At 75.6% G+C, this 24,288-nt stretch carries 20 protein-coding genes; 4 read left to right on the forward strand and 16 right to left on the reverse strand.

Going from position 1 to position 24,288, the window contains the following annotated elements:
• The 3 genes from HH311_RS28785 to HH311_RS28795 all read right to left on the reverse strand — a co-directional run.
• A partial coding sequence (locus tag HH311_RS28785; protein WP_312030477.1) for a glucose-6-phosphate dehydrogenase occupies positions 1-1,455 on the reverse strand: 1,455 nt, incomplete at its 3' end.
• A gap of 175 nt (positions 1,456-1,630) precedes the next feature.
• Positions 1,631-2,032, reverse strand: coding sequence for an ACT domain-containing protein (locus HH311_RS28790; protein ID WP_169187166.1), 402 nt, complete (start codon positions 2,030-2,032; stop codon positions 1,631-1,633).
• Positions 2,029-3,474, reverse strand: a complete 1,446-nt coding sequence (locus HH311_RS28795) for an MFS transporter (RefSeq protein WP_248304347.1) — start codon at positions 3,472-3,474, stop codon at positions 2,029-2,031. Before HH311_RS28795 ends, HH311_RS28790 begins: the two co-directional genes overlap by 4 nt.
• Before the next feature lie 49 nt (positions 3,475-3,523).
• Between HH311_RS28795 and HH311_RS28800 the strand changes: the two genes are divergently transcribed.
• Positions 3,524-4,297 (forward strand): M50 family metallopeptidase, encoded by a 774-nt coding sequence (locus HH311_RS28800; protein WP_169187168.1) that lies wholly within the window; start codon positions 3,524-3,526, stop codon positions 4,295-4,297.
• 38 nt (positions 4,298-4,335) lie between these two features.
• Here the strand turns inward: HH311_RS28800 and HH311_RS28805 are convergent, their stop codons facing one another.
• Positions 4,336-5,037 (reverse strand): (2Fe-2S)-binding protein, encoded by a 702-nt coding sequence (locus tag HH311_RS28805; protein ID WP_169187169.1) that lies wholly within the window; start codon positions 5,035-5,037, stop codon positions 4,336-4,338.
• Positions 5,038-5,176: 139 nt separating this feature from the next.
• Between HH311_RS28805 and HH311_RS28810 the strand changes: the two genes are divergently transcribed.
• Positions 5,177-7,102 carry a hypothetical protein gene (locus HH311_RS28810; protein WP_169187170.1) on the forward strand — a complete coding sequence of 642 codons (1,926 nt, stop codon included), beginning with the start codon at positions 5,177-5,179 and terminating at the stop codon, positions 7,100-7,102.
• Here HH311_RS28810 and HH311_RS28815 read toward each other — a convergent pair.
• The 8 genes from HH311_RS28815 to HH311_RS28850 form a co-directional block, all read right to left on the reverse strand.
• Positions 7,084-7,839, reverse strand: coding sequence for an urease accessory protein UreD (locus HH311_RS28815; protein WP_169187171.1), 756 nt, complete (start codon positions 7,837-7,839; stop codon positions 7,084-7,086). The two genes, HH311_RS28810 and HH311_RS28815, sit on opposite strands and share 19 nt — an antisense overlap.
• A complete protein-coding gene (gene ureG, locus HH311_RS28820) occupies positions 7,836-8,498 on the reverse strand; it encodes an urease accessory protein UreG (RefSeq protein WP_169187172.1) in 663 nt (220 codons plus the stop codon). Before ureG ends, HH311_RS28815 begins: the two co-directional genes overlap by 4 nt.
• On the reverse strand, positions 8,488-9,321 hold the full coding sequence (locus HH311_RS28825; RefSeq protein ID WP_169187173.1) for an urease accessory protein UreF: 834 nt from the start codon (positions 9,319-9,321) through the stop codon (positions 8,488-8,490). The genes ureG and HH311_RS28825 overlap by 11 nt, the downstream gene beginning before the upstream one ends.
• Positions 9,318-9,824, reverse strand: coding sequence for a methylated-DNA--[protein]-cysteine S-methyltransferase (locus HH311_RS28830; RefSeq protein WP_169187174.1), 507 nt, complete (start codon positions 9,822-9,824; stop codon positions 9,318-9,320). Before HH311_RS28830 ends, HH311_RS28825 begins: the two co-directional genes overlap by 4 nt.
• 29 nt (positions 9,825-9,853) lie before the next feature.
• Positions 9,854-11,929, reverse strand: coding sequence for an urease subunit alpha (locus tag HH311_RS28835; protein ID WP_248304341.1), 2,076 nt, complete (start codon positions 11,927-11,929; stop codon positions 9,854-9,856).
• Between the two features lie 28 nt (positions 11,930-11,957).
• Positions 11,958-12,260 (reverse strand): urease subunit gamma, encoded by a 303-nt coding sequence (locus HH311_RS28840; protein ID WP_169187175.1) that lies wholly within the window; start codon positions 12,258-12,260, stop codon positions 11,958-11,960.
• A 117-nt stretch (positions 12,261-12,377) separates the two neighbouring features.
• Positions 12,378-14,027 carry a cytosine permease gene (locus HH311_RS28845; protein ID WP_169187176.1) on the reverse strand — a complete coding sequence of 550 codons (1,650 nt, stop codon included), beginning with the start codon at positions 14,025-14,027 and terminating at the stop codon, positions 12,378-12,380.
• Positions 14,028-14,247: 220 nt separating this feature from the next.
• Positions 14,248-15,240, reverse strand: a complete 993-nt coding sequence (locus HH311_RS28850; protein ID WP_169187177.1) for a cation diffusion facilitator family transporter — start codon at positions 15,238-15,240, stop codon at positions 14,248-14,250.
• 97 nt (positions 15,241-15,337) lie between these two features.
• On the opposite strand from HH311_RS28850, the gene HH311_RS28855 reads away from it, so the two are divergent.
• Together HH311_RS28855 and HH311_RS28860 are read left to right on the forward strand one after the other, a co-directional pair.
• Positions 15,338-15,874 carry a GNAT family N-acetyltransferase gene (locus HH311_RS28855; RefSeq protein ID WP_312030479.1) on the forward strand — a complete coding sequence of 179 codons (537 nt, stop codon included), beginning with the start codon at positions 15,338-15,340 and terminating at the stop codon, positions 15,872-15,874.
• A 9-nt stretch (positions 15,875-15,883) separates the two neighbouring features.
• On the forward strand, positions 15,884-16,564 hold the full coding sequence (locus tag HH311_RS28860) for a class I SAM-dependent methyltransferase (protein ID WP_312030481.1): 681 nt from the start codon (positions 15,884-15,886) through the stop codon (positions 16,562-16,564).
• 26 nt (positions 16,565-16,590) lie between these two features.
• On the opposite strand, the gene HH311_RS31150 is transcribed toward HH311_RS28860, so the two are convergent.
• From HH311_RS31150 to HH311_RS28880, 4 genes are read right to left on the reverse strand one after another with little or no spacing between them, the layout of a single operon-like run.
• Positions 16,591-18,579: an Hsp70 family protein gene (locus HH311_RS31150; protein WP_211190957.1), complete on the reverse strand. Its 1,989-nt coding sequence runs from the start codon at positions 18,577-18,579 to the stop codon at positions 16,591-16,593.
• A gap of 14 nt (positions 18,580-18,593) precedes the next feature.
• Entirely contained in the window at positions 18,594-20,888 is a 2,295-nt protein-coding gene (locus HH311_RS28870; protein ID WP_169187178.1) for a hypothetical protein, read from the reverse strand.
• A 31-nt stretch (positions 20,889-20,919) separates the two neighbouring features.
• A complete protein-coding gene (locus tag HH311_RS28875; RefSeq protein ID WP_312030482.1) occupies positions 20,920-22,437 on the reverse strand; it encodes a dynamin family protein in 1,518 nt (505 codons plus the stop codon).
• The gene (locus HH311_RS28880) at positions 22,434-24,275 is read right to left on the reverse strand and encodes a dynamin family protein (RefSeq protein WP_169187179.1); all 1,842 of its coding nucleotides are present in this window, start codon (positions 24,273-24,275) and stop codon (positions 22,434-22,436) included. Before HH311_RS28880 ends, HH311_RS28875 begins: the two co-directional genes overlap by 4 nt.
• Positions 24,276-24,288: the final 13 nt, after the last annotated feature.

Genomic DNA, 24,288 nt, shown 5'->3' on the forward strand with positions numbered 1-24,288 from the left:
CACCTGGTCGCCCAGCTCCCAGCCCACCGGATCGGCCAGGTGCAGCGCCTCGGTCGGCCCCCAGGAGCCGGGGGCGTAGGAGTGCAGCGGGGTCGAGCCGTCGAGCGCGGCGCCGGCCGCGTGCCAGACCTCCTCGAGCCCGTCGGGTCGGGTGAAGAGCGTCCGGTCACCGAGCAGGATGTCGTGGATCAGCCGGACGTACGGGGGCAGCGGGTCGCCCTTGACGTCCTGCAGCACGATCTCGGTGCACTGGGTCTCGAGCTCCGAGCGCGCCCCGGGCACCTCGATGTTCATCGAGATCGCGAGCGCGCCGTTCCCCGCGAGGTCGAACCGCAGCACGTTGCCGCGGACGGGGATGGCGGCGTCGCCCTCGGTCTCGGTCGACGCCCGGTAGGGGCCGCCCTCCGGGTCGCGCATGACGAGGCTGACCTTCTGGGCGCTCTCGGCCATCCGCTTGCCGGTGCGCAGGAGGAACGGGACGTCGCGCCACCGGTCGGTGTCGATCCAGAGGCGGGCGGCGACGAAGGTCTCGGTGTCGGAGTCGTCGGCGACGTGCTCGAGGTCGCGGTAGCCCTCGAACTGGCCGCGGACGACGTCGTCGGGCACCAGCGGCCGGAACGCCTTCACGGCGTCGGCCCGGGCCTGCGCGATCTCGTTCGCCGAGAGGCTCGACGGGGCCTCCATCGCGATCTCGGCCGCCACCTGGAACAGGTGGGTGACGAGCATGTCGAGCACGGCGCCGGTGGCGTCGTAGAACTCGGCCCGGTCGGCGACGTCGAGGACCTCGGGCACGTCGATCTGCACGGCCGCGACGTGGTGGCGATCCCACGAGGACCAGAACAGCCCGTTGGCGAACCGCAGCGCCCGCAGCTGCTGCGTCGCCTCCTTCCCGAGGAAGTGGTCGATCCGGTAGACCACCGACTCGTCGAACACCCGGTGCACGGCCTCGTCGAGCGTGCGGAACGCCTCGAGCGAGGTGCCGAACGGCTTCTCGAACACCACCCGCGAGCGCTCGGCGAGACCGTGGGCGCCCAGGGCGTTGGTGATCGGCTCGAAGGCGGTCGGCGGCACCCCGAGGTAGTGGACGCGCTGGACCGCGTTCCGGTCCCCGTCGCCGAGCTCGTCCTCCCCCGCCGCGACCTCGTCGACGAGCTGACCCGGGTCGTCGACGGTGAACCCGTCCCCCGCGAACCGCAGCCGGGCCGCGAACTCGTCCCACGGCCCCTCCTCGGGCTTCGGCCCGAACCGGTCGAGGACGCCGTGCACGTGGTCGCGGAACTCGTCGTCCGAGAGCCGCCGCCGCCCGCTGCCGATCAGCAGCCACTTCTCCGGGAGCAGCCGTTCCTGCGCCAGCCGGTAGAACGCGGGCAGGACGAGCCGCGCCGCCAGGTCACCGCTCGCGCCGAACAGCACGAAGACGGTCGGCGGCATGTCGGGTGTTCCGGGGTCGCTCACGGTGCTGAGCTTGCCCTGTCGCGCAAGCGATGACACGCGGGTGCGCCCGACCCGGGGGCACCCGCGACGGTGCGCGGCGCGCCCGTCGCGGAGCGTGCCCGTCCCGACCCCGCGCTGGGTCTTTCCATGATCACGAGCAGGCACCCGCGGCACCTGCCCGCTGTGCCCCTCGCCGTCAGGTCGACGACGAGGCCCCCGCCGCCAGTCGTTCCAGGACCGCCACCGCCTCGTGGCGTCGGTCCCACGGGACGAACAGGTGGTCGTGGTGGAACCCGCTCACCGGGTTCGCGCTGATCCCGGCGTCGGCCAACGCCCGGGTCACCGCGGCGAGGAACCCGACGGCCGCCAGCGAGGACCGCACCTCGAGGGTGATCCACCCGCAGGGGTACTCGGCGTCGAGCCCGTCGGTGGCCTCTGCGGGCACGACGACCGTCGTCCCCTCGTCCTCGGCGAGGGTCATCACCGCTCCCGGCACCGCCCGGCCGTCGTCGGGCACCGTCGCGAACACGTACCGGCCCGGCCGCAGCCGCGGCGTCATCCCGGCCAGCAGCGCGCCGGGGTCCGTGAGGCCGCTCACGACCGCGGGTACTGCTGCGGGCTCGAGATCCCGCAGTGCGCGCACTCGGCCAGGGGGATCTCCTCCGCCGGCCGGGGCCGCAGCGCCCGCAGGAGGGTCGCGGAGAGCACGGCCCCGCCGAGCAGCAGGCAGGCGGCGATGACGACGGCGCGGTGGTAGCCGGCCGAGAACGCCGCCGGGTTGGTGTAGTCCGCGCCCGCGATCCCCGCCGCCGCCGGGATGACGGCGACCGCGAGCAGCCCGGCCGCCCGGGCGACCGCGTTGTTGACGCCGGAGGCGACGCCGGCGTGGCGGTCGTCGGCCGCGTCGAGCACCGCCGCGGTCAACGGGGCCACCGTCGCGGAGAGCCCGAGCCCGAAGAGCACGACGGCGGGCAGCACGTCGAGCAGGTAGGACGCCCCGACGCCGACCCGCAGCAGCAGGAGCATCCCGCCGGCCGCCGTGACCAGCCCGACCGTCATGGGCAGCCGCGGCCCGATCCGCGACGCCAGCCGGCCCGCCCGCGCCGAGAGCAGCAGCATGATCACGGTGATCGGCAGCGTCGACACCCCCGCCGCCAGGGGCGAGAACCCGGCGACGATCTGCAGCTGCAGCACCAGCAGCACGAACAGCACCCCGAGCGCCGCGTAGACCAGCAGCGTCACGACGTTGAGTGCGGAGAAGCGGGGGTTCGCGAACAGGTCGGTCGGCACGAGCGGCGCCCGGGAGCGGCGCTCGACGAACACGAACGTCACCAGGGCGGCGACCCCGACCAGACCGGTCACGACGACGCCGGGCGAGGCGCCCGCCGTCCCGGCCTCGGTCAGCGACCACGTCAGGGCGCCGAGACCGAGCAGCGCCAGGACGGTGCCGGGCACGTCGAGATGCGGGACCGCCTCGGTGTCCCGCGACTCCGGCACGTGGCGCAGCGCCGCCGCGATCACGACGGCGGCCAGCGGCAGATTGATCAGGAACACCGCGCGCCAGGTCCACTCGACGAGCCAGCCGCCGACGAACGGCCCCACCGCCCCGGCCACCCCGGCGAGCCCGGACCACGCGCCGATCGCCGCCGCGCGGTCGCTGCCGTGGAAGGACGCCGAGATCAGCGCCAGCGAGCCCGGGGTGAGCAGCGCACCACCCACGCCCTGCAGCGCCCGCGCCCCGATGAGCACCTCGATCGACGGGGCGAACCCGCACAGCGCCGACGCGAGCGCGAACCACGCGACGCCGATGAGGAAGATCCGGCGCCGGCCGAACCGGTCCCCCAGCGACCCGCCGAGCAGGATGAACCCGGCCAGGGTGAGCGTGTAGGCGTTCACGGTCCACTGCAGCCCGGCGAACGACGTCCCGAAGTCCGACCCGATGCGCTCGAGCGCGACGTTGACCACCGTCGAGTCGAGCATCGCGAGCCCCGACCCGAGCACCGTCGTCGCCAGCACCCACCGCCCCGCGGGAGTGCCCATCCGCAGGCCGGCGGCGCTCGCCGGCTCGTCGCTGGTCACACCGCCCAGCATGACGGTCGCCCCACGCCGTCGCGCTACGGTTCGGCGCATCGCCACGATCACCTCGACCGCGCCGTCCCCGCTGCAGCCGATCGGCGAGCTCACCGCCGCGCAGACGCAGGTCGCGCTCGTCGTCGCCGCCGGCCTCGTCGCGCTCGCCGTCGTCGCGGGCGGTGCGACGTGGCGCCTCGCGCGCAACGTCGTGACGATCGCCCACGAGGGCGGGCACGCGCTCGTCGCGATCGCGTCCGGGCGCCAGCTCACCCGCATCCTGCTGCACTCCGACACGTCCGGGGTGACGGTGTCGAAGGGGCGCCGCGACGGCCCGGGGATGGTCGCGACGGCGTTCGCGGGCTACGCGACCCCGCCCCTGCTCGGGCTGGGGGCGGCGGCCCTGGTGGCCGGCGGCGCGGTCCCGACGATGCTCGGCCTGTCGATCATGGTGCTGCTCGGCACGCTGGCGCTGATCCGCAACCTCTACGGCGTCGCGTCGGTGGTGGTCACCGGCGCCGTCGTCGTGGTCGTCATCGCCTACGGGACCACGACGGTGCAGTACGGCTTCGCGTGCTTCGTGACCTGGTTCCTCATCGTGGGCGGGCTGAAGACGGTGCTGGAGGTGCAGCGCAAGCGGGCCGGGCGCCGCGCGGCCGACTCCGATCCCGACCAGCTCGAGCGGCTCACCGGCGTCCCGGCCGGGATCTTCGTGGCGATGTTCGCGCTGATCGGCGTGCTGGCGCTGATCTTCTCCGGGAACCTGCTGCTGTCCTGGCCTCCGCTGTCCTGATCCGGCTGCTGTCCTGATCCGGCGCGCTGTCGTGACGCTCAGGCGTTGAGCACGCAGTCACCGCAGGTGCCGCCGCCGGGGACGCGGTAGAACAGGCAGCAGGTGCGCCGGGCGAACCCGATCCCGGTGGGGTGCGAGGGCTCGTCCACGAACCGCCCCAGTCCCTGCAGCGGCGGGTGCCCGAGGATCCCGACGGCGAGGGCGCGGGCCGCCGGCGACGACCCCGGTCGCTGGGTGAGGAGCATCCGCAGCGCCCCGCCGAGCGACGAGGCGACGTTGCCCCACGTCACCTGCTCGGAGACCGAGGCCTGGGCGCTGGTGGCGTCGAGCACCGGGCGCAGTGTGAGGTCGAGCTCGCGGGCCGCCGTCGCCGCGAGGTCGTCGCCCGGCTCGACCGCCTCGGGGCGCTCGATCCACAGCGGGGCGGGACCACCGGACCACGGGCGCCACCGCAGGCGGTCGTGCAGGCGCGGGACGACGCCGTGCAGCGTCCCGGCCCCGAGGACGAGCGCGGTGACGCGGGCCGAGACCGACAGCGACAGCAGCGAGGCCGCGATCCGCCGCGGCACCCCGCCGAGCTGCGCGGCGACCTGGTCGATGCGCTGGTCGAGGACGTCCCCGGCCAGGGTGTGGAAGGGCCGCCAGGAGGGGTCGACGCCCTCGGCGGGTCCGGTCGCCAGAGCGAAGAAGCCCTCGAGGGCCGCGACGTCCGCCATCTCCCCGGTGAGCTCCGCGGCCATGGCCCCATCGTCCCGGATACGACGGGGTGTCACCGCGCTCACCCGTTCGGCCCTCTCCGGGCGGCCCGTGTGCGGACCGGGTCGTGACGATCGTCGGCATGCGGTCGGCGCCGTCGGGGCGATTCGTTAGGTTCGGCGCATGCTCGACTCGGGTCTGCGCTTCGCCTTCGCCTTCCTACCGGCAGGCGTGGCGATCGTCGTCGGCCTCGTGCTCGCCGTGCAGCGCCGTCGGGTGCAGCCCGAGGTGGCCAGGCCGGCGATCGCGGGCCTCGCCCTGCAACTGGCGGCGGCGCTGCTGTCCGCCTCGACCGTGGTGGTGCTCCCGGCGCTAATCAGCTCGGGGTCCAGCCCCTCGAGCGTGCTGACCGCGTCCAGCCTCATCGGCGTGCTGACGGCGCTGCTGACGGTGCTCGGGTGGGTGCTGCTCCTCATCGCGCTGTTCCGCCGGCTGCCCGCCTCGGCGCCCACGGCCGTGTCCGCGCCCACCCCCGCGGCCGGTCTCCCCGGCGCGCCGGTGCCCCCGGGTCCGCCGCCCTACGGGCAGCCGCCGGCCGACGACGCGCCGACCGGCCGTCACGCCCTGCTCGACGAGCACGGCCAGGTGGTCGTCGCCCAGGAGGGCGTGCGCCTCTCCCCCCGGGCCGCGGCCCTGACCGGGGGCGCCGCCGTGGGCGCCGCGGGAACCGCCGGTGCCGCCGGGGCGGCCGCCGCCGCGGCCTCCCACGACGACGACGCTCCCGCACCGCGGGCCGAGGAGATGCCGACCGAGGCGGTCCCGATCGCCGGGCACCGGGACACGGCCGCGACGTCCGGGGACCACGCGTCGGACGGTGCCGACGCGGACGGGCCCGGGGACGAGGACGCCTCCGACGCCGGCCCGGCCGGGGTCGACGAGGGCGCCGTCGGCGGGATGCCCACCGAGGCGCCCCGCGGCAGGGACGGGGCCTCGGGGTCCGGCGAGCCCGGTTCCGGCGAGCCCGGTTCCGGCGAGTCCGGTTCTCGCGCTCCCGGCTCCGGCGAGTCCGGTTCCGGTGGCGCGGTGGCGCACGAAGCCGCGGTCGGCGGTGTCCCGACCGGGGCCGGTGCGGCAGGTGCGGCCGCGGGCCGGGACCAGCGGCCCGACCGTCCGGACCGGCCCCGCGACGTGGCGGCCCGGCCCGCCGCGGCCGGTGCTGCGGCGGCCGGTGGTGCGGTCGCCGGCGGTGCCGCGGCCGGTGGTGCGGCGGCCGGTGCTGCGGCGGCCGGTGGTGCCGCGGCCGGTGGTGCGGCCGCCAGCGGTGCCGCGGCCGGATCGGGGGACGGCACCGCCGACTCCGCCGACTCGGCCGACGACGCCGTCACCGAGACCCTGCGCGCCCACGGGCCCGGGAGCGGTCGCGGCCCGGCGTCCGCCACCCCCTCCGCTCCCCCCGCGGAGGCCGCGGCCCCCGACCCCGGGACCGCCGGTGTCGACGAGTCGGCGGTCGGCGGTGTCCCCACGGCCGCGGCCGACCCGCCCCCCGACCCCGGTCCCGTCAGGGTCGACGAGAGCGCCGTGGGCGGGGTGCCGACGGATGCCCGGGCCGGCACCCCCGACGACGCGCCCCCGGCCGAGTCGTCCGAGTCGTCCGGGCCGGCCGCCGGTGCCGGGCAGCCGGGCCGGCCGGAGGCCCGGCACCATCCCGGGATCGGGCGCTCCCCCAAGCCCCCGGAACGCCCGGGCAGCGATGGCACCGGCGACGCGGACAGCACGCCGAGGACCGACGAGGGATCCGCCGGCGCCACGCCCGCGCCGCGGCCCGTCGGCGGGAGCGGCGACCTCTTCCGCCCGGTCTCGACCGCGGCGTCGGTGCCGGAGGAGGCGATCGGCGGCACCCCGACCGGCGCGGCCGGCGGGACCCCGGGGTCCCCCGCCGCGGAGGAGGGCGAGGACGAGGCGACACCCCGTCTGGCCCGGGCGGAACGGACGGCGTCGCCGGTGGCGGGGTGGTTCGAGCCCGTCACCGACAGCCAGGAGGGTGGCTTCAGCAGCTCGGGGTCACCGCGGGAGGACCCCGGGACGAACGGTCACCACCAGGGGCGCTGAGCGCCTCCCTCGCGGGCGAGCACCCCGGCGACCGCCCGCGTGCCACCGAGGGCCGTGAGCAGGCTTCCCGGCCCGTCGAGCGGGGTGCGGGCCCAGACGGCGTCGTCGTCCCCGGACTCCTCCCCGGCGGGAGCACCGGGCCCGACGACGAGCACCGTGCCCACCGACCGCGCCCCGCCGGTCCCCCCGAGGCCGGTCAGCACGGGATCGGCGCCGTCGAGCAGCGTCGTGGTCGCCAGCACCGGCGCCCCGGCCACGCCCGCCCGGAGCGTGGCGGCACACCGCCCGCCATCCTGCCCGGTGCGGCCGAGGACCAGCTGCTCGACGACGCGGGCCCGCGCCCCCTCCGCCAGGTCCAGCCGCACCGAGGGCTCCCACGCGGCACCGTCGCAGACGACGGTCGGTTCGGGCCGCCAGTCGAACGCCGACCCGGCGGCCAGCTCGGCCTCGACGGCGCACGACGCCACCGCGCCGGCGTCCCGACCCGGCTGCACGACGGTCGCCGCCGCGCTGTGCACCGCCAACCGTTCTCCCGGGCCGAGCTCCACCCGCAGCCGCAGCCGGTCGCCCCCGAGCGGGCCACCACCGACGGCGACGACGTGCACCCGCCGCGGGCCGGTGCGCCGCAGCACGACCGGCGGCGCCGAGGCCCAGGTGAGCCGGCCGTCGACCAGCCGGAGGCGGGCCGTCGCGTCGACCGCGGACAGCCCGGTGGCGGCACCGGCCGTCAGCGTCACGCGGCCACCGGCACCTGGGCGCGCACCCAGTCGACCACCTGGGTGATCGGCGCGGTCCGGACCGAGGTCAGCGCGGTCGGCTTACCGTCGCGGACCCGTGCCGCGTCGGCCGCCATGCGCTCGGTGTCGGCCCCCACCAGCGGGCCGAGGTCGACCTTGTTGATCACCAGGAGGTCGGCGCCCGCGACGCCCGGGCCGCCCTTGCGGGGGACGTCGTCGCCGCCGGCGGTGTCGACCACGAAGATCTGCCGGTCGACGAGCCCGTAGCTGAAGGTGGCCGTGAGGTTGTCGCCACCGGACTCGACGAGCACGAGGTCGGGGTCGAAGCGCTCGACGAGGTCCTCGACGGCGTCGAGGTTGGCGGTGACGTCGTCCCGGATCGCGGTGTGCGGGCAGCAGCCGGTGCGGACGGCGACGATGCGCTCGGGGTCGAGGACGGCCTCGCGGCGCAGGAAGTCGGCGTCCTCGGTGGTGTAGATGTCGTTGGTGACCACGGCGACCGAGAGCTCGTCGCGCAGCACCCGGCACAGCGCCGCCACCAGCGCGGTCTTCCCGCAACCGACGGGCCCGCCGATGCCGATCCGGACGGCGCGGCCGACCCGCGGCGGGTGGTCGTGGGTGCCGCCGCCGAGGTCGTGGTCGTCGAGTCTATGAAGCAAAGAGGGCTCCTTCGGATCGGGCGTGCACGACGGCGAGCACGTCGGGCAGCGGCGTCGACGGGGTGGGCAGGTGGTCGGGCTCGTCCTCCGCCGCGGCGGCGGCACCGACCCGGGCGGCCCGCACGACGACGTCCGCGTGCTCCTCGAGCGCCCGGGCGTGGACGCCGGCGAGCGCGAGCGGGTCGAGGCCGAGCAGCCGGACGCCCGCCGAGCACACCTGGCCGACGAGGTGGTGGATCGCGAGGGCGGCCGCGTCGGGTGGCGCACCGCCGGCGGCGGCCGTGGCGACGCCGAGCACGAGGGCCTGGTGCGGCCGCGCGCCCAGCCCGTCGACCGCGGCGTGGGGCCAGGCGGCGCGCACCGTGCGCAGCATCGCCCGACCCTGGGCCCGCGACACCTCCCGCAGCGCCGCGACGGGGGTGCGGGCCGACAATGCGGCATCCCAGCGCCCCCAGTCCACCGAGGAGCGCGCCGCCGGTTCCGGCCGTGGGCGCCCTCGGCCCAAAGAGTCGAGCGATGGTGCCCCTCGCTCAGAACCACTGGCCGGGTGGGGTTCCGGCCGTGGGCGCCCCTGGCCCATAGAGTCGAGCGAAGGTGCCCATCGCTCAGAACCGGGGTCGGCCGGACCCACCAGCGCGCACGCCGCCGCCGCGGCCGCCGCGGTGACCAGACCCGCCGTCGGGACCCTGCCGTCCAGCCAGCCCGCCACGTCGGCGGGCGAGCGCACCAGCCCCCGCCGCACCGCCGCCTCGAGCCCGCCGGAGTGCGCGTGGCCGCCGGTGGGCAGGCGGGAGTCGGCGAGGAGCCACAGCGCGCCCGTCACCCGAACAGCACCGGTTCACCGCGCACCACGGCGGCCCCCTCCAGCGTGAGCAGCGCGTGCTTGCGGTCCGTCCCGCCGCCGTACCCGGTGAGCGAGCCGTTCGCCCCGACCACCCGGTGGCACGGGACGATGATGCTCACCGGGTTCTTCCCGTTCGCCAGCCCCGCGGCCCGCACCGCCGTCGGCGAGCCGATCGCCGCCGCCAGCTCGCCGTAGCTGCAGGTCTCGCCGTAGGGGATCTCGCGCAGCGCCGCCCACACCCGCTGCTGGAACGGGGTGCCGCGCAGCACCACCTCGACGTCGAACTCCCGCAGTTCCCCGGCGAAGTAGGCCACGAGCTGCTCCCGGGCGGCCGGCGCCGCGTCGGCCACCCGCTCCCCCAGCGCCTCGGGCGAAGGCCCGTGCCGGTGCTCGACCATGTAGAGCCCGGAGAGCACGCCGTCGTCGGTGCGCAGCGTCAGCGGCCCCACCGGGCTGTCCATCACCGAGTGGGTCGTCGTCATGCCCGCACCATCGCAGAACCCCCCGACACTCAGAACAGGAAGTACCGCTGGGCCATCGGCAGCTCGCGGACGGGGTCGGGGTCGACCACCGAGCCGTCGATGCGGACCGTGAACGTCTCCGGGTCGACCGTGATCTCCGGGGTGGCGTCGTTGTTCGGCATGTCGGCCTTGGCCACCGCCCGCGGCGACCCCACGGGGACGAAGCGCCGGCCCACGGCGACCCGGTCGGCGAGCCCGCCGTCGAGGGCCGCCTGCGTCGCGAAGTACACCGAGGTCGCCTGCGGCGCCGACCCGTACGCCCCGAACATCGGGCGCGAGAGCTCGGGCTGCGGCGTCGGGATGGAGGCGTTGCCGTCGCCCATCCGGCCCTGGACGATGACGCCGCCCTTGACCACCACGTGCGGCCGGACGCCGAAGAACGCCGGGTCCCAGAGCACGAGGTCGGCGAGCTTGCCCACCTCGACCGAGCCCACCTCGCCGTCGAGACCGTGCGCGACCGCCGGGCAGATCGTGTACTTGGCGACGTAGCGCCGTGCCCGCTCGTTGTCGTCGCCGGACGCCTGCACCCCGGAGAGGCCGGTGACGCGGCGCTTGGCGGCGTGGGCGGTCTGCCAGGTCCGCAGCACGACCTCGCCGACCCGCCCCATCGCCTGCGAGTCCGACCCGATCATCGAGATCGCGCCGAGGTCGTGCAGGAGGTCCTCCGCGGCGATCGTCGAGGCCCGGATCCGCGACTCCGCGAACGCCAGGTCCTCGGGGATCGACGGCGAGAGGTGGTGGCAGACCATGAGCATGTCGAGGTGCTCGTCGACGGTGTTCACGGTGTGCGGGCGGGTCGGGTTGGTCGACGACGGGAGCACGTGCGGGTGCCCGGCGACGGTGATGATGTCCGGCGCGTGCCCGCCGCCCGCGCCCTCGGTGTGGTACGCGTGGATGGACCGGCCGGCGATCGCCGCCAGGGTCGAGTCGACGTAGCCGGCCTCGTTCAGCGTGTCGGTGTGCAGCGCGACCTGCACCCCGGTCTCGTCGGCGACCCGCAGCGCGGCGTCGATCGCGGCGGGCGTCGCGCCCCAGTCCTCGTGCACCTTGAACCCCGAGGCACCCGCGAGGACCTGCTCGCGCAGCGCGTCCCCGCCGACGGTGTTGCCCTTGCCGAGCAGCGAGAAGTTGATCGGGGTGGTGTCCAGGGCCTCGAACATCCGCCCGAGCCACCAGGAACCCGGCGTCACCGTCGTCGCCTTCGTGCCCTCCGCGGGCCCGGTGCCGCCGGCGATCATCGTGGTCACCCCCGAGGCGAGCGCCTCGGGGAACTGCGTCGGGCTGATGAGGTGGACGTGGCAGTCCACCCCGCCCGCCGTGAGGACGAGCCCGTTGCCGGCGAGGATCTCCGTCGACGGCCCGATGACCAGCTCGGGCGCGACGCCGTGCATGGTGTCCGGGTTGCCGGCCTTGCCGAGCCCGACGACGCGGCCGTCGCGCACCCCGACGTCGGCCTTCACCACGCCCCAGTGGTCGAGGACGAGCGCCCCGGTGATCACGAGGTCGGCGGCGCCCTCGGCGCGGGTGGCCCGGGACTGGCCCATCGACTCGCGGATGACCTTGCCGCCGCCGAACACCGCCTCGTCGCCGCCCCGCGGCCCGCGGCTGCGGTCCTCCTCGACCCGGATGGTCAGGTCGGTGTCGGCGAGCCGGACGCGGTCACCCGTCGTCGGGCCGAAGAGCTCGGCGTAGGCCTCGCGGCCGACGGTCCACCCGCCGCCCGGCGAGCCGCCGCTGCGCCCGGCGGGGTCGTCGACGTCGAGCCGCAGGCCCGGGACCGTCCCGGTCCCGCCGAGCGCGACCAGCGTGACGTCCTTCTCGACGCCGGGCTCGAACCGCACCGAGGTCCCGGCGTGGACCGCGAGCCGCATGCCGGTCGCGGCCTCGCGGTCGAAGGCGAGCGCCGGGTTGGTCGCCGCGAAGTGGACGTGCGACCCGACCTGGACCGGCCGGTCGCCGGTGTTCGTGACGGTGAGGGTGACGACGGCGGTCCCGTCCCCGGTGACGACGTCGCCGTCACCGGGCAGGAACGCGCCGGGGCCCTGACCGGCGGACCCCCCGCTCATCCGCTTCCCCCGTCGCTGCGCTCGCCCCTCATTGGATCGGCTCGTGCACGGTGACGAGCTTGGTGCCGTCGGGGAAGGTCGCCTCCACCGCGACGCTCGGCAGCATCTCCGGCACGCCCTCCATGACGTCGTCGCGGGTCAGCACGTGCTGGCCGCCGGCCATGAGGTCGGCGACGCTGCGCCCGTCACGGGCGCCCTCGAGGATCCAGCTGCTGAGGATCGCCACCGCCTCGGGATGGTTGAGCCGCAGCCCCCGCCCCCGGCGCTCGTGCGCGAGGTTCGCGGCCACGTGCAGCAGCAGCTTCTCCTGTTCGTGCGGGGAGAGCAGCACTCGGTCGGGCTCCTTCGGCTTCCGCGGCGGTCGACGCCGGCGCACCGCGGCCGGGGAGCACTCACCCAGTGCTCCCCGGCCGCGACCACACGGCCCGCGAACTGTAGGTCCGGAGTGTTACGGGGATGTTGACGACGCCGGGAGGACGTGCGCGCCCGCCCGGTCGGTCGAGAGGCACAGCGAGCAGACGTACCCGGTGCCCGTTCCCGACGCCGTCATGTCGGGACGCTCGAAGTCCTGCGCGCAGGCCTCGCACCGCAGGGTCTCCCCCGAAGGGTTGCCGTGATCGTCGTGCATCGGCGCGGGGATCCCGTCGTCGGTGCGGCGCAGGTAGTACCGGCCCCTCGTCGCCAGCGCGATGATCGGCGGGAGCACGAAGGCCAGCACGATCGCGACCAGCGGCGAGTACGACGCGAGGGTGTCACCGAGCACGCCGAAGAACGCCAGGATCGACACCCCGGCCGCGACGACCATCGAGCCGAACCCGACGGGGTTCACCGCGTAGAGCATCCCGCGGCGGAACTCGGGCTGCTTCGGCGAGATGCCCAGCACGTACTTGTTGATCGCGATGTCGGAGGCCACGACGACGACCCACGCCATGCCGCAGTTCGCGTAGAACCCGAGGATCGTGTTGAGGAAGTCGAACATGTTCGCCTCCATCAGGATCAACGCGATCGCGAGGTTGACCCCCAGGAACACCAGGCGCCCCGGATAGTGCTTCGCGACCCGGGTGAAGGAGTTCGTCCACGCCAGCGAGCCCGAGTAGGCGTTCGTCACGTTGATCTTGATCTGGCTGATGACGACGAGCACCACCGCGAGGGTGAGGGCCAGCCAGGTCGGCATGATGTTCGTGTAGGTCACGAGGAACTGCTGCACCGGCTCGTTCGCGGAGCCCGCACCTCCCGCGACGTTCACGATGAGGTAGACGGCGAGGAAGAGCCCGATCACCTGCTTCGCCGCCCCGAAGATGACCCAGCCCGGCCCGGCGAGCACCACCGCGCTCCACCAGCGCCGCGCGTTCTCCGGGGTCCGCGGCGGCATGAAGCGCAGGTAGTCGATCTGCTCCGCGATCTGGGCGATCAGCGAGAGGCAGACGCCGGCGGCGAGCATCACCGAGCCCAGGCTCGGCGAGCCCTGGCCCTTCTCGCCCTGGTAGGCGAAGAACGCCGTCACCGAGTCCGGGTGGCTGATCAGCAGGTAGACGAACGGCAGCACCATGAGGACGAGCCAGATCGGCGTCGTCCAGAGCTGGAGCTTCGAGAGCAGGCTCATCCCGTAGACCACCAGCGGGAAGATGATGAGCGTCGAGAGCGCGTAGCCGATCCACAGCGGGATGCCGAGCCCCAGCTCGAGGCCCTGCGCCATGATCGAGCCCTCGAGGGCGAAGAAGATGAAGGTGAACGTCGCGAAGATGACGTTCGTGACCACCGAGCCGTAGTAGCCGAAGCCGCTGCCGCGGGTGATGAGGTCGAGGTCGAGGTTGTACCGGGCCGCGTAGTACGCGAGCGGGAAGCCGGACAGGAAGATCACGACCGCGAACACGAGGATGCCCCAGAGGGCGTTGACCGTCCCGTACGAGATGCCGATGTTCGCGCCGATCGCGAAGTCGGCGAGGTAGGCGATCCCGCCCAGCGCCGAGACGGCGACCATCCCCGTCGACCACCGGCGGTAGCTGCGCGGCGCGAACCGCAGGGTGTAGTCCTCGAGGGTCTCGTTGGCCTTGGCCCCGCTCGGCGGCGCCCCGGTGGCTTCCACGTCCTGTGACACGCTGCCGCTCCTCCACGCCCTACCCCGGGTGGCCGGCCCCGATCGGGGCAGCCCACGAGCATCGTGCGTGAGCGGAGGGTGAAGCCGTTTGCGGCGATGTCACCGCTCGGTTAATGCGTCCCGCCGGTGATCGGGACCTCGTGGCTGTTCCCGACCCCGAGCGGTGGCGATGCGGTCCTGATGATCACACTCCGCGTGCGGTCGCGCCGGGGGCGCCCCCTCAGCTCGGCGGGGCCGGGACTCCCCGCGGCGGCGCGCAGTGCTCCTCGTGGTCGGCGTGCTCGGCCGTCTCGATCTGCAGCGTCGAGTGCTCGAGGCCGAAGCGCTCGCGCAGCGCGTCCGCGGCACGGTCGAGCACGCCGCCGCCCTCGGCCCGGCCCTCGCAGTGCGGGGTCGCGTGGTCGGCGACGACGAGGTGGGCCGACGCGGCCGGGACGCGGTCGCTGATGACCCACACGTGCAGGTCGTGCACCTCGTGGACGCCCGGCACCTCGGTGAGCGCGGCCCGGACCTCCTCGACGTCCACGCCGGGGGGAGCGCCCTCGAGCAGCACGTGGGCGGTGGTGCGCAGCAGCGCGAGCGTGCGCGGCACGAGGATGGCGACGATCGCCAGGGACGCGGTGACGTCGGCGTAGTGCCACCCGGTGAGCAGCACGACCCCGGCGGCGATCATGACCGCGACCGAGCCGAGGGCGTCGCCGAGCACGTGCAGCGCGGCGCCCCGGACGTTGAGGTTCTCCCGGTCGCCGCCGGAGAGCACGAGCAGCGAGACCAGGTTCCCGACGAGGCCGACGGCGCCGAAGAGCAGGAGCGCGAGGCCGGGGATCGCGGGGGGCGCGTCGGCGAGCAACCGCTCGACCGCCTCGATCGCGACCCATGCCGTGACGGCGAGCAGCGCGAGCGCGTTGACCGCGGCGGCGAGGACCTCGGAGCGGCCGAGGCCGAAGGTGCGCCGCGCGCTCGGCGGGCGCCGGGCCAGCCGGGCCGCGACGACCGCCATGACCAGCGCCGCCACGTCGGTGACCTGGTGCCCGAGGTCGGCCAGCAGGGAGAGCGAGCCGGTGAACCACGCCCCGACCGCGCCGCTGAGCAGCACCAGGACGGTGATCACGAGGGCGACGGTGAGGCGGCCGCCGTCGGCACCGGCGCCGTGCGCGTGCCCGGCGTGACCGCCGTGCCCGTGACCGTGCGCCTCGTGGCCTCCGTGCCCCATGGGCGCGACCATACATGCACGCATGCGCATGTGGCAGCCGGGCCACGTCGTGTCGAGCGCCACGGCCGACCCCCGCCCCCGCACTAGCGTCCCGTGCGTGGAGGTCACGTTCCGCCCGGTCACCGTCGACGACTTCGGCCTGCTCGCGCGCTGGCTCGCCGAGCCCCACGTGGCCCGCTGGTGGGCCCACGAGACCACCCCGGAGGCGGTCGAGCGCGACTTCGGGCCCACGGCGCGCGGCGAGGAGCCGAACGAGGACCTGATCGCGTCGGTGGACGGCCGGCCCCTCGGGCTCTGCCAGCGCTCGTTCTGGCACGCCTACCCCGACGAGGTCGCCGAGTACGCCCCGTTCGTCCTCGTCCCGCCCGACGCGATGACGATCGACTACCTGGTGGGCGACCCGGCCGACGTCGGGCAGGGTCTGGGCACCGCGATCGTCCGGGCCCTCGCCGCGGACACCCTCGCCGTCCACCAGGACTGCGGGCAGCTGCTGGTCCCGGTGGCCGCCGGCAACGTCGCCTCCCAGCGCGTGCTGCTCCGCGCCGGGTTCGTGTTCACCACCATCGCCCGGACCGCCCCGGACAACCCGGTCGACCCGCCGGAGCACCGGGTCCACCGACGGCTGCGGTCGTAGGGTGCCGCCGTGAGCGCACCGTCGTCGAACCCCTGGCTCGCGGTGACCGGCGGCACCGCCGGGCCGGGCTACGCCGCCCGCTTCGCGGCCCTCGCGGCCGAGGGCGCCGACCTCCACGGCGAGGCCCGCCGGGTCGACGCCCTGCTCGCCGGGCTCGGCCGCCGGCCCGGCGACGTCCTCGACGCCGGGTGCGGCACCGGCCGGGTCGCCGTGCACCTCGCCGAGCTCGGGCACCGCGTGGTCGGCGCCGACCTCGACGCCTCGATGCTCGACCAGGCCCGCGCCGCCCGCCCCGACCTGGACTGGCGGCTCGTCGACCTGGCGCGGCTCGACCTCGGACGCCGGTTCGACGTCGTCGTCGCCGCGGGGAACCTCTTCCCGCTGCTCACCCCGGGCACCCACGCCCGCGTCGTCGCCCGCCTCGCCGCCCACCTGCGCCCCGGCGGCCTGCTGGTGCAGGGCTTCGGGCTCGACGCCGACCACGTGCCCTTCACGCTGCCCGACGGCGTCGCGTTCCCCGACCTGGTCGCCTACGACACCGCCTGCGTCGGCGCCGGGCTGACGCTGCGTGCGCGCACGGCCGACTGGGACGGCGTCGAGCCCTACGACGGCGGCGGCTACGCGGTGAGCGTCCACGCCCTAGGTGGCTTCGGCCTCGTGAGCACTAAAGGCCGGTATAGCGACAGTTAGTGCTCACGAGCGCGGAGCGCACCTAGCTAGGAGTCCGGCTGGTGGGTCGTGGTGGTCGGCCGGGCCGTCGTGGTCGGCGCCGACGCGTGGTGGGTGCTGCCGTGCGAGCCGGAACCCGAGCCCGAGCTCCCCGAGCCGCCCGACCCCGAGCCGCCCGATCCCGAGCTGCCCGAGCCCGAGCCGCCCGACCCCTGCCCCGCCGGGGCCGAGCCCACCGATGCGGCGCCCTGCGGCACCGCCGACGCGGGCGGGGTCGTGCTCGTCGTGGCCACCGGGGAGGGTGGTGACCCGGGTGGGGCGCCGCGGTCGGTGAGCGCGGCCGCCGTCGCCACGCCGCCCGCGCCCAGCACGAGCGCGACCGCGGCGCACAGGATCCCGATGCGGATCCGACGACGCCGGGTCTGCGCGGCCTCCTCGTCCGCCGACTTCCCCAGCGACGGCGGGGCGCTCCCGGCCGCGGACGCGGCCGGGGCCTCGTCACCCAGGAGCGCGGTGCGGTCGTCGTCCTTCCTCGCCGGCGGCCTCCCGCCCGGCGGACCGGGCGGCGGCGCGGCGCGGAAGGATCCCGACGGCGTGCCCGTCGGGCCGCCGGCCGACGGCGGGCGGTTCCCCCGCACCCCGCCCGAGGGCGGGCCGACCGCGGGGAGGCGCCCCGACCGGGGACCGGTGTCGGGGCCGGGCGACCCCGACGGCCGCGTCGGGCGCGCGACCTTGGTCGTCGCGCCGGGGACGATGGCGGTCGCCCCCGCCACGGGCGTCGCCGGGGCGCGTCCCGGACTGCGGTCCGGGGAGCGCTCCGGCGGGCGCTCCGGGGATCGGCCGGCAGCCGCCGGGGACGCCGAGGCGACCGGCGTGCTCGGCCGGGCGGGCGTCTCCCGGCCGCGGCCCGGCGGCGGGGTCGGCGGCGGGGTCGGGGCCCCGCGACGAGGGGCTCCGGGACGGGCGCCCCCGGCGCGACGCCGCTCGGCCAGCAGCGCGGCCCCCAGGGCCACCGCGTGCTTGGGGTGGGTGTCGACCGCGGTCGGCCGGCCGAGCTCGGCGGAGAGCATCTGCGAGACCAGCGGGATCCGGGACGAGCCGCCCACGAGCAGCACGTTGTGCAGGTCCTCCGGGGCGACGTCGGCACCACCGAGCGCGCGGCGCAGCGCGGACACGGTGGCCTCGATGGAGGGCCGGATCATCTCCTCGAACTCGGCGCGGGTCAGCCGCACCTCGGTGTGCAGCCCCGGCAGCATCACGGGCACGGAGGTCTCGGTGTCGGCGGAGAGCGCCTCCTTGGCGAGCACGCAGTCGTGCCGGACCCGGACCAGGCTCGCGGCGGCCTGGGGATCGTCGAGGTCGAGCTCGGACAGGGCGCCGTCGACGCTGCGGTCGACGTGGGCGAAGACCGCCTCGTCGAAGTCGATCCCGCCCAGGCCCTCGATGCCCTCCGGCGGACCGAGGAACTCGAACCCGTGGTCGAGCTGGCGGAGCACCGTGGCGTCGAAGGTGCCGCCGCCGAGGTCGTAGACCGCGACGACCGAGCCCTTCGGGACGCGGGCCGCCGAGGCGTAGTGCGCGGCCGCCGCCTCCGGTTCGGTCACCATCGACACCGCGGTCAGGTCGGCCAGCCGCGGCACCGAGTCGAACAGCTCCCGCTTGTAGGGACCCCAGTTGGCGGGGTGGGTGAGCACGATCCCGCCCGGCCGGCCGCCCTCGCGCTCGGCCGCGGTGTCGACCACCGAGCGCAGCAGCCGCGAGAGGATCTGGGCGACCGAGTGCGGCTCGCCGCCGAGGATGAGCGGTGTGGTGTCGCCCAGGCGCCGTTTCACCTCGCGCGCCACCCGCGTCGGTTGCGCCGCGGCCCGCCGGTGCGCCGCGTCGCCGACCAGCGAGCTGCCGTCCTCGCGGACCAGGACCACCGAGGGGATCGCCGGGGAGCGGTCGCCGAGGGTCACCATCTCGAGGTGGTCGCCCCGGGAGACCGCGGCGGCGGTGAACGTGGTGCCCAGGTCGACGCCGAGGCCGTAGGTCATCGTCTGCTCTCCAGCTACCCGTGGTGCGCGAGGGCGTGGTCGGGGGCGTCGTGGCCCGGGCTGTCGTGGCCGGCGGAGGCGTCGTGGTGACCCTGGTCCTCGTGCCCCTCCCCCGAGCCGTGCTCGTGGGTCGTGTCGTCGTGCGCCGCCGGCGCCGGGTCGGCCGCGGTGTGGGCCGCCGTGTGGTCGGTGGCGTCCGTCGCCGCCTGCTCGTGGTGGACCGGCGTGGTGGGGGTGCCACCCACGGTCGGATGGGCCGGCGGCTGGTCGAACGGGGTGTGCGTGCCGGCGTTCCCCGCCGCCCCGAAGGGCGCGTCCGCTCCGTTCGGCGTCGTCGGCGGGCCCGCCGGCGTGGTCCCGACGCCGGCACCCGGCACACCCGCGCCCGGGAGGCCCGCGCCCGGGAGGCCCGCGCCCGGGACGCCCGCGCCGGGGTTCTGCTCGGCGCCGGCCAGCGGGCCCCGGACGAGCGGCCCGTCGTCGAGACCGGGCGGCGGGGGTGCGTGGAGGGCGTCGGGGGCCGCGTCCGGTCCGCCCGCCGACGGCCCGCCCGACGGGTCGGTCGACGACGTGCCCCCGAGCCCCGCGGCGAGGTCGGTGGTGTGCCCCACGAGCGTCGGGTCGAGCGGGGAGGCCTCGTGGTGAGGGGAGCCGTTCGTGGTGGCGGCCGCGGCGGTCCCGGCCGTCGCGAGCCCCGTGGCCGCCGTCGCCCCCGTCGCGGCGGCACCGGCCGCCCCCGCCGCCGCGCCCGCCGGCAGCCCCGGCGCGCCGGCTCCGGCGCCCTGGTCCTGGGCCACGGTGCGCTGGTCGAGGTCGTGGGTCTGGCGCGTCCCGGCGCCCCCGACCTGGCTCTGGCTCGCCGGGCCGCCGTTGCGGTCGTCGGCGTGCTGTTCCTGCTGCGAGCCGCGTCCCGCCGACTGGCTCTGCGAGACGCCCTGGCCGCCGCGCCCGTCGTCGTTCTGGGTCTGGTGTGAACCCCGGCCGGCGCTCTGCTGCTGGCTGCTCGGGCCGCCACCGCGGCCGTCCTCGTTCTGCGTCTGGGTCGAGCCCTTGCCGGCATGCTGGTTCTGGGTGCTGCCGGCGCCGCCGCGGCCGTCGTGGTTCTGCGTCTGGGTCGAGCCCTTGCCCGCGTTCTGATTCTGGGTGGTGTGCCCGCCGCCGCGGGTGTCGGCGTTCTGGGTCTGGTCGACCCCGTCGCCGCCGTCCTGGTCCTGCGTGACGTCGCCCGCGCCCCGGCCGTCGGCGTCCTGGGTCTGCGACCCGTGCCCGTCGGTGTGCTCGATCTGAGTGACCGTGCCGTGGCCGCCGCCACGGTCGTCGACGCCCTGGTACTGGTCGGTGGACAGGTGCCCGTCGTCGTGCCCGTGCCGCCCGTGGCCGCCGTCGTCGGTGGTGGACTCCTCCTGGGTGACGTTCGCGTCGAAGTGCCCGTCGGTGTCCGGGATGACGTCGACGGTGGTGTGAGCGTCGACCGCGACCGAGTAGCTGCCGTCGGGCTTGTGGTGGACGATCACGTCCTCGTGCTGGTGGACGACCAGGTCGGCGTGCTCGGAGGGGCTGACGGTGTACACGTCGTGCCCGTCGTAGCTGTACTCGTGGCCGCCGTACTGCACGACGACGACGAGGTGGCTGTCGACGACGAAGTTGCCGTTCGCGTCCTCGCGGACCACCACCGTCTCGTACTGCTGGACGGTGATCCCGCCGTCGCCGTGCCCGCCCTGCTGCCCACCCTGCTGCCCGCCGCCCTCGCCGCGGCCCGGTCCGCCGTCGCGCTGACCGGTCCCCGGCGAGCCCCCGCCGCCGTGCCAGGTGCTCGCGGTCGACGCGACCACCGATCCGTCCGGGCCGTGCCCGATCGACCCGCTCACGTGGTCCGGGGTGATCCCGACGCCGCCGACGTGCTGGTCGACCGTGACGTGCCCCCCGGGCCCGCCCGGAACGCCGTCGCCGCCCCCGGGTCCGCCCGGGCCCTGGCCGCCCCCGCCCGGGCCCTGGCCGCCCCCGCCCGGACCCGCGCCGCCCCCGCCCGGACCCGCGCCGCCCCCGTCGGTCGTGCCCAGCGGTGTCTCCTGGGCCGCGAGCTCCGGGGTCGCGCCCTCGGCGCCCGCGGTCCCCTCGGACAGGCCGTACGCCAGGCCCGCGGCATAGGCGGCCACCCCCGCACCGCCCGCGAACCGCAGCGGGGGGACGTGGGCCTGGGCACGCGTCGGCGGCTGACCGCCCCCCTGGGTCGCCGCCTCGACGGCACGTACCGCCTCGACCGCGCGGATGGCGCGATCGACCGGCCCGTTCCCCTCCCGTTCGCTCACGGCACCACCCTCCGAAGCGGGGTCCCCGATGTCATGAGTAGCGGCCTACTCCCCCTCGGGCGGGCCCTGCGGCGGAGTACTCAGCACGGCGGGCGGCGAGGATCCCCTCGCAGGTCCGGACGAGGACGCGGGCCGCCTGGGCCCGCTCGCGGGTGACCGCCGGGCTCTCCGCGCGCCGCTGCCAGCGCTGGTGCTGCTCTGCCGCGGCCCGCCGGATCGCCTCCGGGTCGGCCCGGGGGTCGAGGCCCAGCCGGATCGCGGGGTCCATCCCGTCACCGCCGAGCAGGAGTTCGGCGTCGTGCAGCTCGGACTCCGGGAGCAGCACGCGCCGGCTGCGCAGGTCGTCGATGAGCGCGATCTCGGCGAACTCGTGGGCGCCGGCCTGCACGCGCTCGAGCTCGTGCGCCAGCCCCTGGGCCGCCGGGATCGGGTAGCGGCGCAGCACGGCCTCGAGCGCCGCGAGGGCCGAGCGGGCCTTGAGCACCTCGGCCCGTGCGCCGAACTGGGTGTGTAGGAGGTGCTGCAGCTCCCGCATACCGCTGGCCGTGGTCAGCTCCCGGGCGAGGTCGGTCGCACCCTTCACCTGCCCGTCGCGGACCAGACCGACGGCGGTCCGCACCCCGAAGAGCCCGTAGCGGCGCAGCAGCCCGGCCCGGTCGGCGGTCGACACCGTCCCGTCCATCTCGAGGGTCTCGAAGCGGTCCGCGGTGAGCAGCAGGCGGTCGGTGTCCGACGACGCGGCCAGCGCGGCGAACGCCCGGTACTCGGCCTCCCGCAGCGACGCCGCCGACGAGGCCAGCAGACCCGCGACCGGCACCACCGTCTGACACAGCGACCGCACCCGCGGGTCGAGCCGGTACCGTTCGGCGATCTTGGCCGCCGTCGCGAGGGCGTCGGGGCGGGCGTGCCCGATCTCGTCGCAGCGCGAGAGCACCGCGATGGTGTTGACGGTGCGGCGGTCCACCGCGCCGTCGCGGAACGCCTCGAGGAAGCGGGCGTCGTCGCCGTGGGCGTGGCGCATGAGGTAGACGACGGCGTCGGCCGCGGTCACCTCGTCGCCGTCGGGGGCGAGGACCCGTTCGCTGCGCTCGGAGACCTCGGTGTTCACCGACCCGATGCCCGGCGTGTCGATCAGCATCGTCCGGCGCAGCGTCGGCGAGGGCCAGGTGACGACGAGGCGCTCGACCCGCTCCGCCGGGAGGTCGCCGAGGTCGATCTCGAGGGACCCGTGACGCTGCCGGAACGGCAGCTGGCGGGGTGGCCCGCCGATCGGGTGGACGTCGACCCGGTAGGCCACGCCGTCGACGTACCAGGTCACCAGGCGGGTGCACTCCCCCGCGTCGGTCGCCGCCAGCTCCTGGCCCACGAGCGCGTTGAGCAGCGTCGACTTGCCCGCCTTGACCCGCCCCGCGATGGCGACCCGCAGCGGCTCGCCCATGCGCCCGGCCGCGGCCCGCAGGGTCGGCTCGGCCGGCCCGCCCGCGTACACCCGCATCGCCGCGGCGAGCAGCCCGCGGACGGCCGGCACGACGCCGGCGTCCGGGGTCACCGACGACCCGCCGCGGCCACCGCGGGCCGGTCGGTCGCGTGGCTGAGGACCTCCCGGGCGCGCTCACGCACCATCGCGAACGAGTCCAGGTCGGACTTCAGCCGGGACAGCTCGTCGTTCTCGGCCTCGTCGTTGGTGACGGCCTTCTGAGCCGCGGTGAGCGCCTCCTTGGTGGAGCGCTGCAGCTCCTCGGCGCGCCGCGTGTAGCCGTCGCGCATCTCCCGCTGGATGCGCCGCAGCGCGTCCCGGGAGTCCTTGCCGACCTGCAGGTTGAACTCGTCGACGAAGCGGCGCACCGCGGTCTTCGCTCCCGCCCGGCGCTTCTCGAGCTGGCGCTTGCGCTCCTCGCCCAGCCCGGACTTCCCCATCAGCAGGCCGAGGCCCACCCCGACGGGGCCGGGCAGCGCGATGGCCGCCATGTGCGTCAGCAGGGTGAACATCATGAAGCCGCCGTAGGCCTTCTGGAACGCCGCCATGCCCCCGGCGAGCTTCTTCGGTGTGGCGCTGAACGACGAGTCGATCTCGATCTCCTCGATCACCTCGACCGGGGCCGCGATCCCCGCCGGGGCGACCGCCTGTTGCGCGGCGAGGTCGAACTGCTCGGCGACCCGCTCCGCGAGCTCCCGGGCCCGGCGGGCGAACTGGCCGTAGTTCTCGAGGGCCTCGCCGGCCAGGCGCTGGCGCATCCACTGCTCGAACGCCGGCCAGTCCTTGGCCGGGTCGCCCTCGTCGATGCCCTTCTCCGCGTCGTGCAGCACCTCGCGGGAGCGTTGCCGGAGGTCGTAGTCGATGTCGGAGGTGATGTCGGCGAACCCGTCGAAGAGGATCTGCTGCCAGCCCGAGGAGCGTTCCCGGAGCGAGTCGGCCCGCTGTTGGGCCCGCGTCAGCTCGGCGACGAGGGCCGCGGAGCGCGCGGGGTTGGTGAGGGACGCGGCCCGCGACCGCAGCGCCGGCTCGAGCTGGCCGACGACCGAGAGCACGTGGTTGCCGACCGAGTGGAGCGCGACCCGCTCGGCGTCGCGCACCACGTCCTGCAGTCGCTGGACCAGCGGCGGGAAGCCGGACTCGACGTTGAGCTCCTGGTCGCCGGCGTTGGCGGCGACGTTGCGGAGCTCCGAGGAGACCGCCAGGACGTCGACGTCGAGGCCGGCCCGGCGGAGGTGCCCGAGGTCGATGTCGCGGATGCGCTTCCACTCGGGGTAGAGGTCGATCTTGGTGAGGACGACGACGATCGTCGGGCACAGCTCCTTGACCGTCCGCAGGAACCGGATCTCGGCCGCGGTGAGCTCCTGGGACGCGTCCGAGACGAACACGACCGCGTGCGCCTGCGGCAGCGACCCGATGGTCACGGCGTTGTGCACCGACCCCAGGCCCCCGACGCCGGGCGTGTCGACGAGGGTGAGCCCGGAGGCCAGCAGCGGGCGGTCGAGACCGACGGTCATCGACCGCAGCCGCCGCTGGTTGCCGGGATTGCCGTTCTCGGTGACGTAGGCGGCGAGCTCGCCGACCGGGACGTCCTCGGTCCACGGCGACTCGCCGCCGGTGGCGGACTGGTAGCTCGCCACCGCCCGCACCTGCTGGGAGTAGCCGACCTTGGTCGGGACGGCGGTGGCGATGTCATCGTCCACCGGGCACACCGGCGCGGTGATAAGGCCGTTGATCAGTGAGCTCTTGCCCTGCTTGAACTCGCCGACGACGTACACCGTCACCGACGTGTCCGACAACAGGTGCCGGGCACCGGTCAGTCGTTCGACGAGATCCTCCCGCTCGTAGGCGGTGGCTCCCTTGACCGCGAGGTCGAGGGTCTCGGCGGCGAACTGGTATCCGGTGCCCGACACCTGGTGTCCTTTC

This window comes from Actinomycetospora sp. TBRC 11914, from assembly GCF_012933465.1.
Taxonomy (GTDB): Bacteria; Actinomycetota; Actinomycetes; order Mycobacteriales; family Pseudonocardiaceae; genus Actinomycetospora.

Bases quoted from the DNA above. Each gene is read 5' to 3' on its own strand.
- HH311_RS31150 (WP_211190957.1), bottom strand. From the start codon at position 18,579: ATGACCTACGGCCTCGGCGTCGACCTGGGCACCACGTTCACCGCCGCC.
- HH311_RS28850 (WP_169187177.1), bottom strand. From the start codon at position 15,240: ATGGGGCACGGAGGCCACGAGGCGCACGGTCACGGGCACGGCGGTCAC.
- HH311_RS28795 (WP_248304347.1), bottom strand. From the start codon at position 3,474: ATGGGCACTCCCGCGGGGCGGTGGGTGCTGGCGACGACGGTGCTCGGG.
- HH311_RS28830 (WP_169187174.1), bottom strand. From the start codon at position 9,824: ATGACGACGACCCACTCGGTGATGGACAGCCCGGTGGGGCCGCTGACG.
- HH311_RS28805 (WP_169187169.1), bottom strand. From the start codon at position 5,037: ATGGCCGCGGAGCTCACCGGGGAGATGGCGGACGTCGCGGCCCTCGAG.
- HH311_RS28835 (WP_248304341.1), bottom strand. From the start codon at position 11,929: ATGAGCGGGGGGTCCGCCGGTCAGGGCCCCGGCGCGTTCCTGCCCGGT.
- HH311_RS28810 (WP_169187170.1), top strand. From the start codon at position 5,177: ATGCTCGACTCGGGTCTGCGCTTCGCCTTCGCCTTCCTACCGGCAGGC.
- HH311_RS28800 (WP_169187168.1), top strand. From the start codon at position 3,524: ATGACGGTCGCCCCACGCCGTCGCGCTACGGTTCGGCGCATCGCCACG.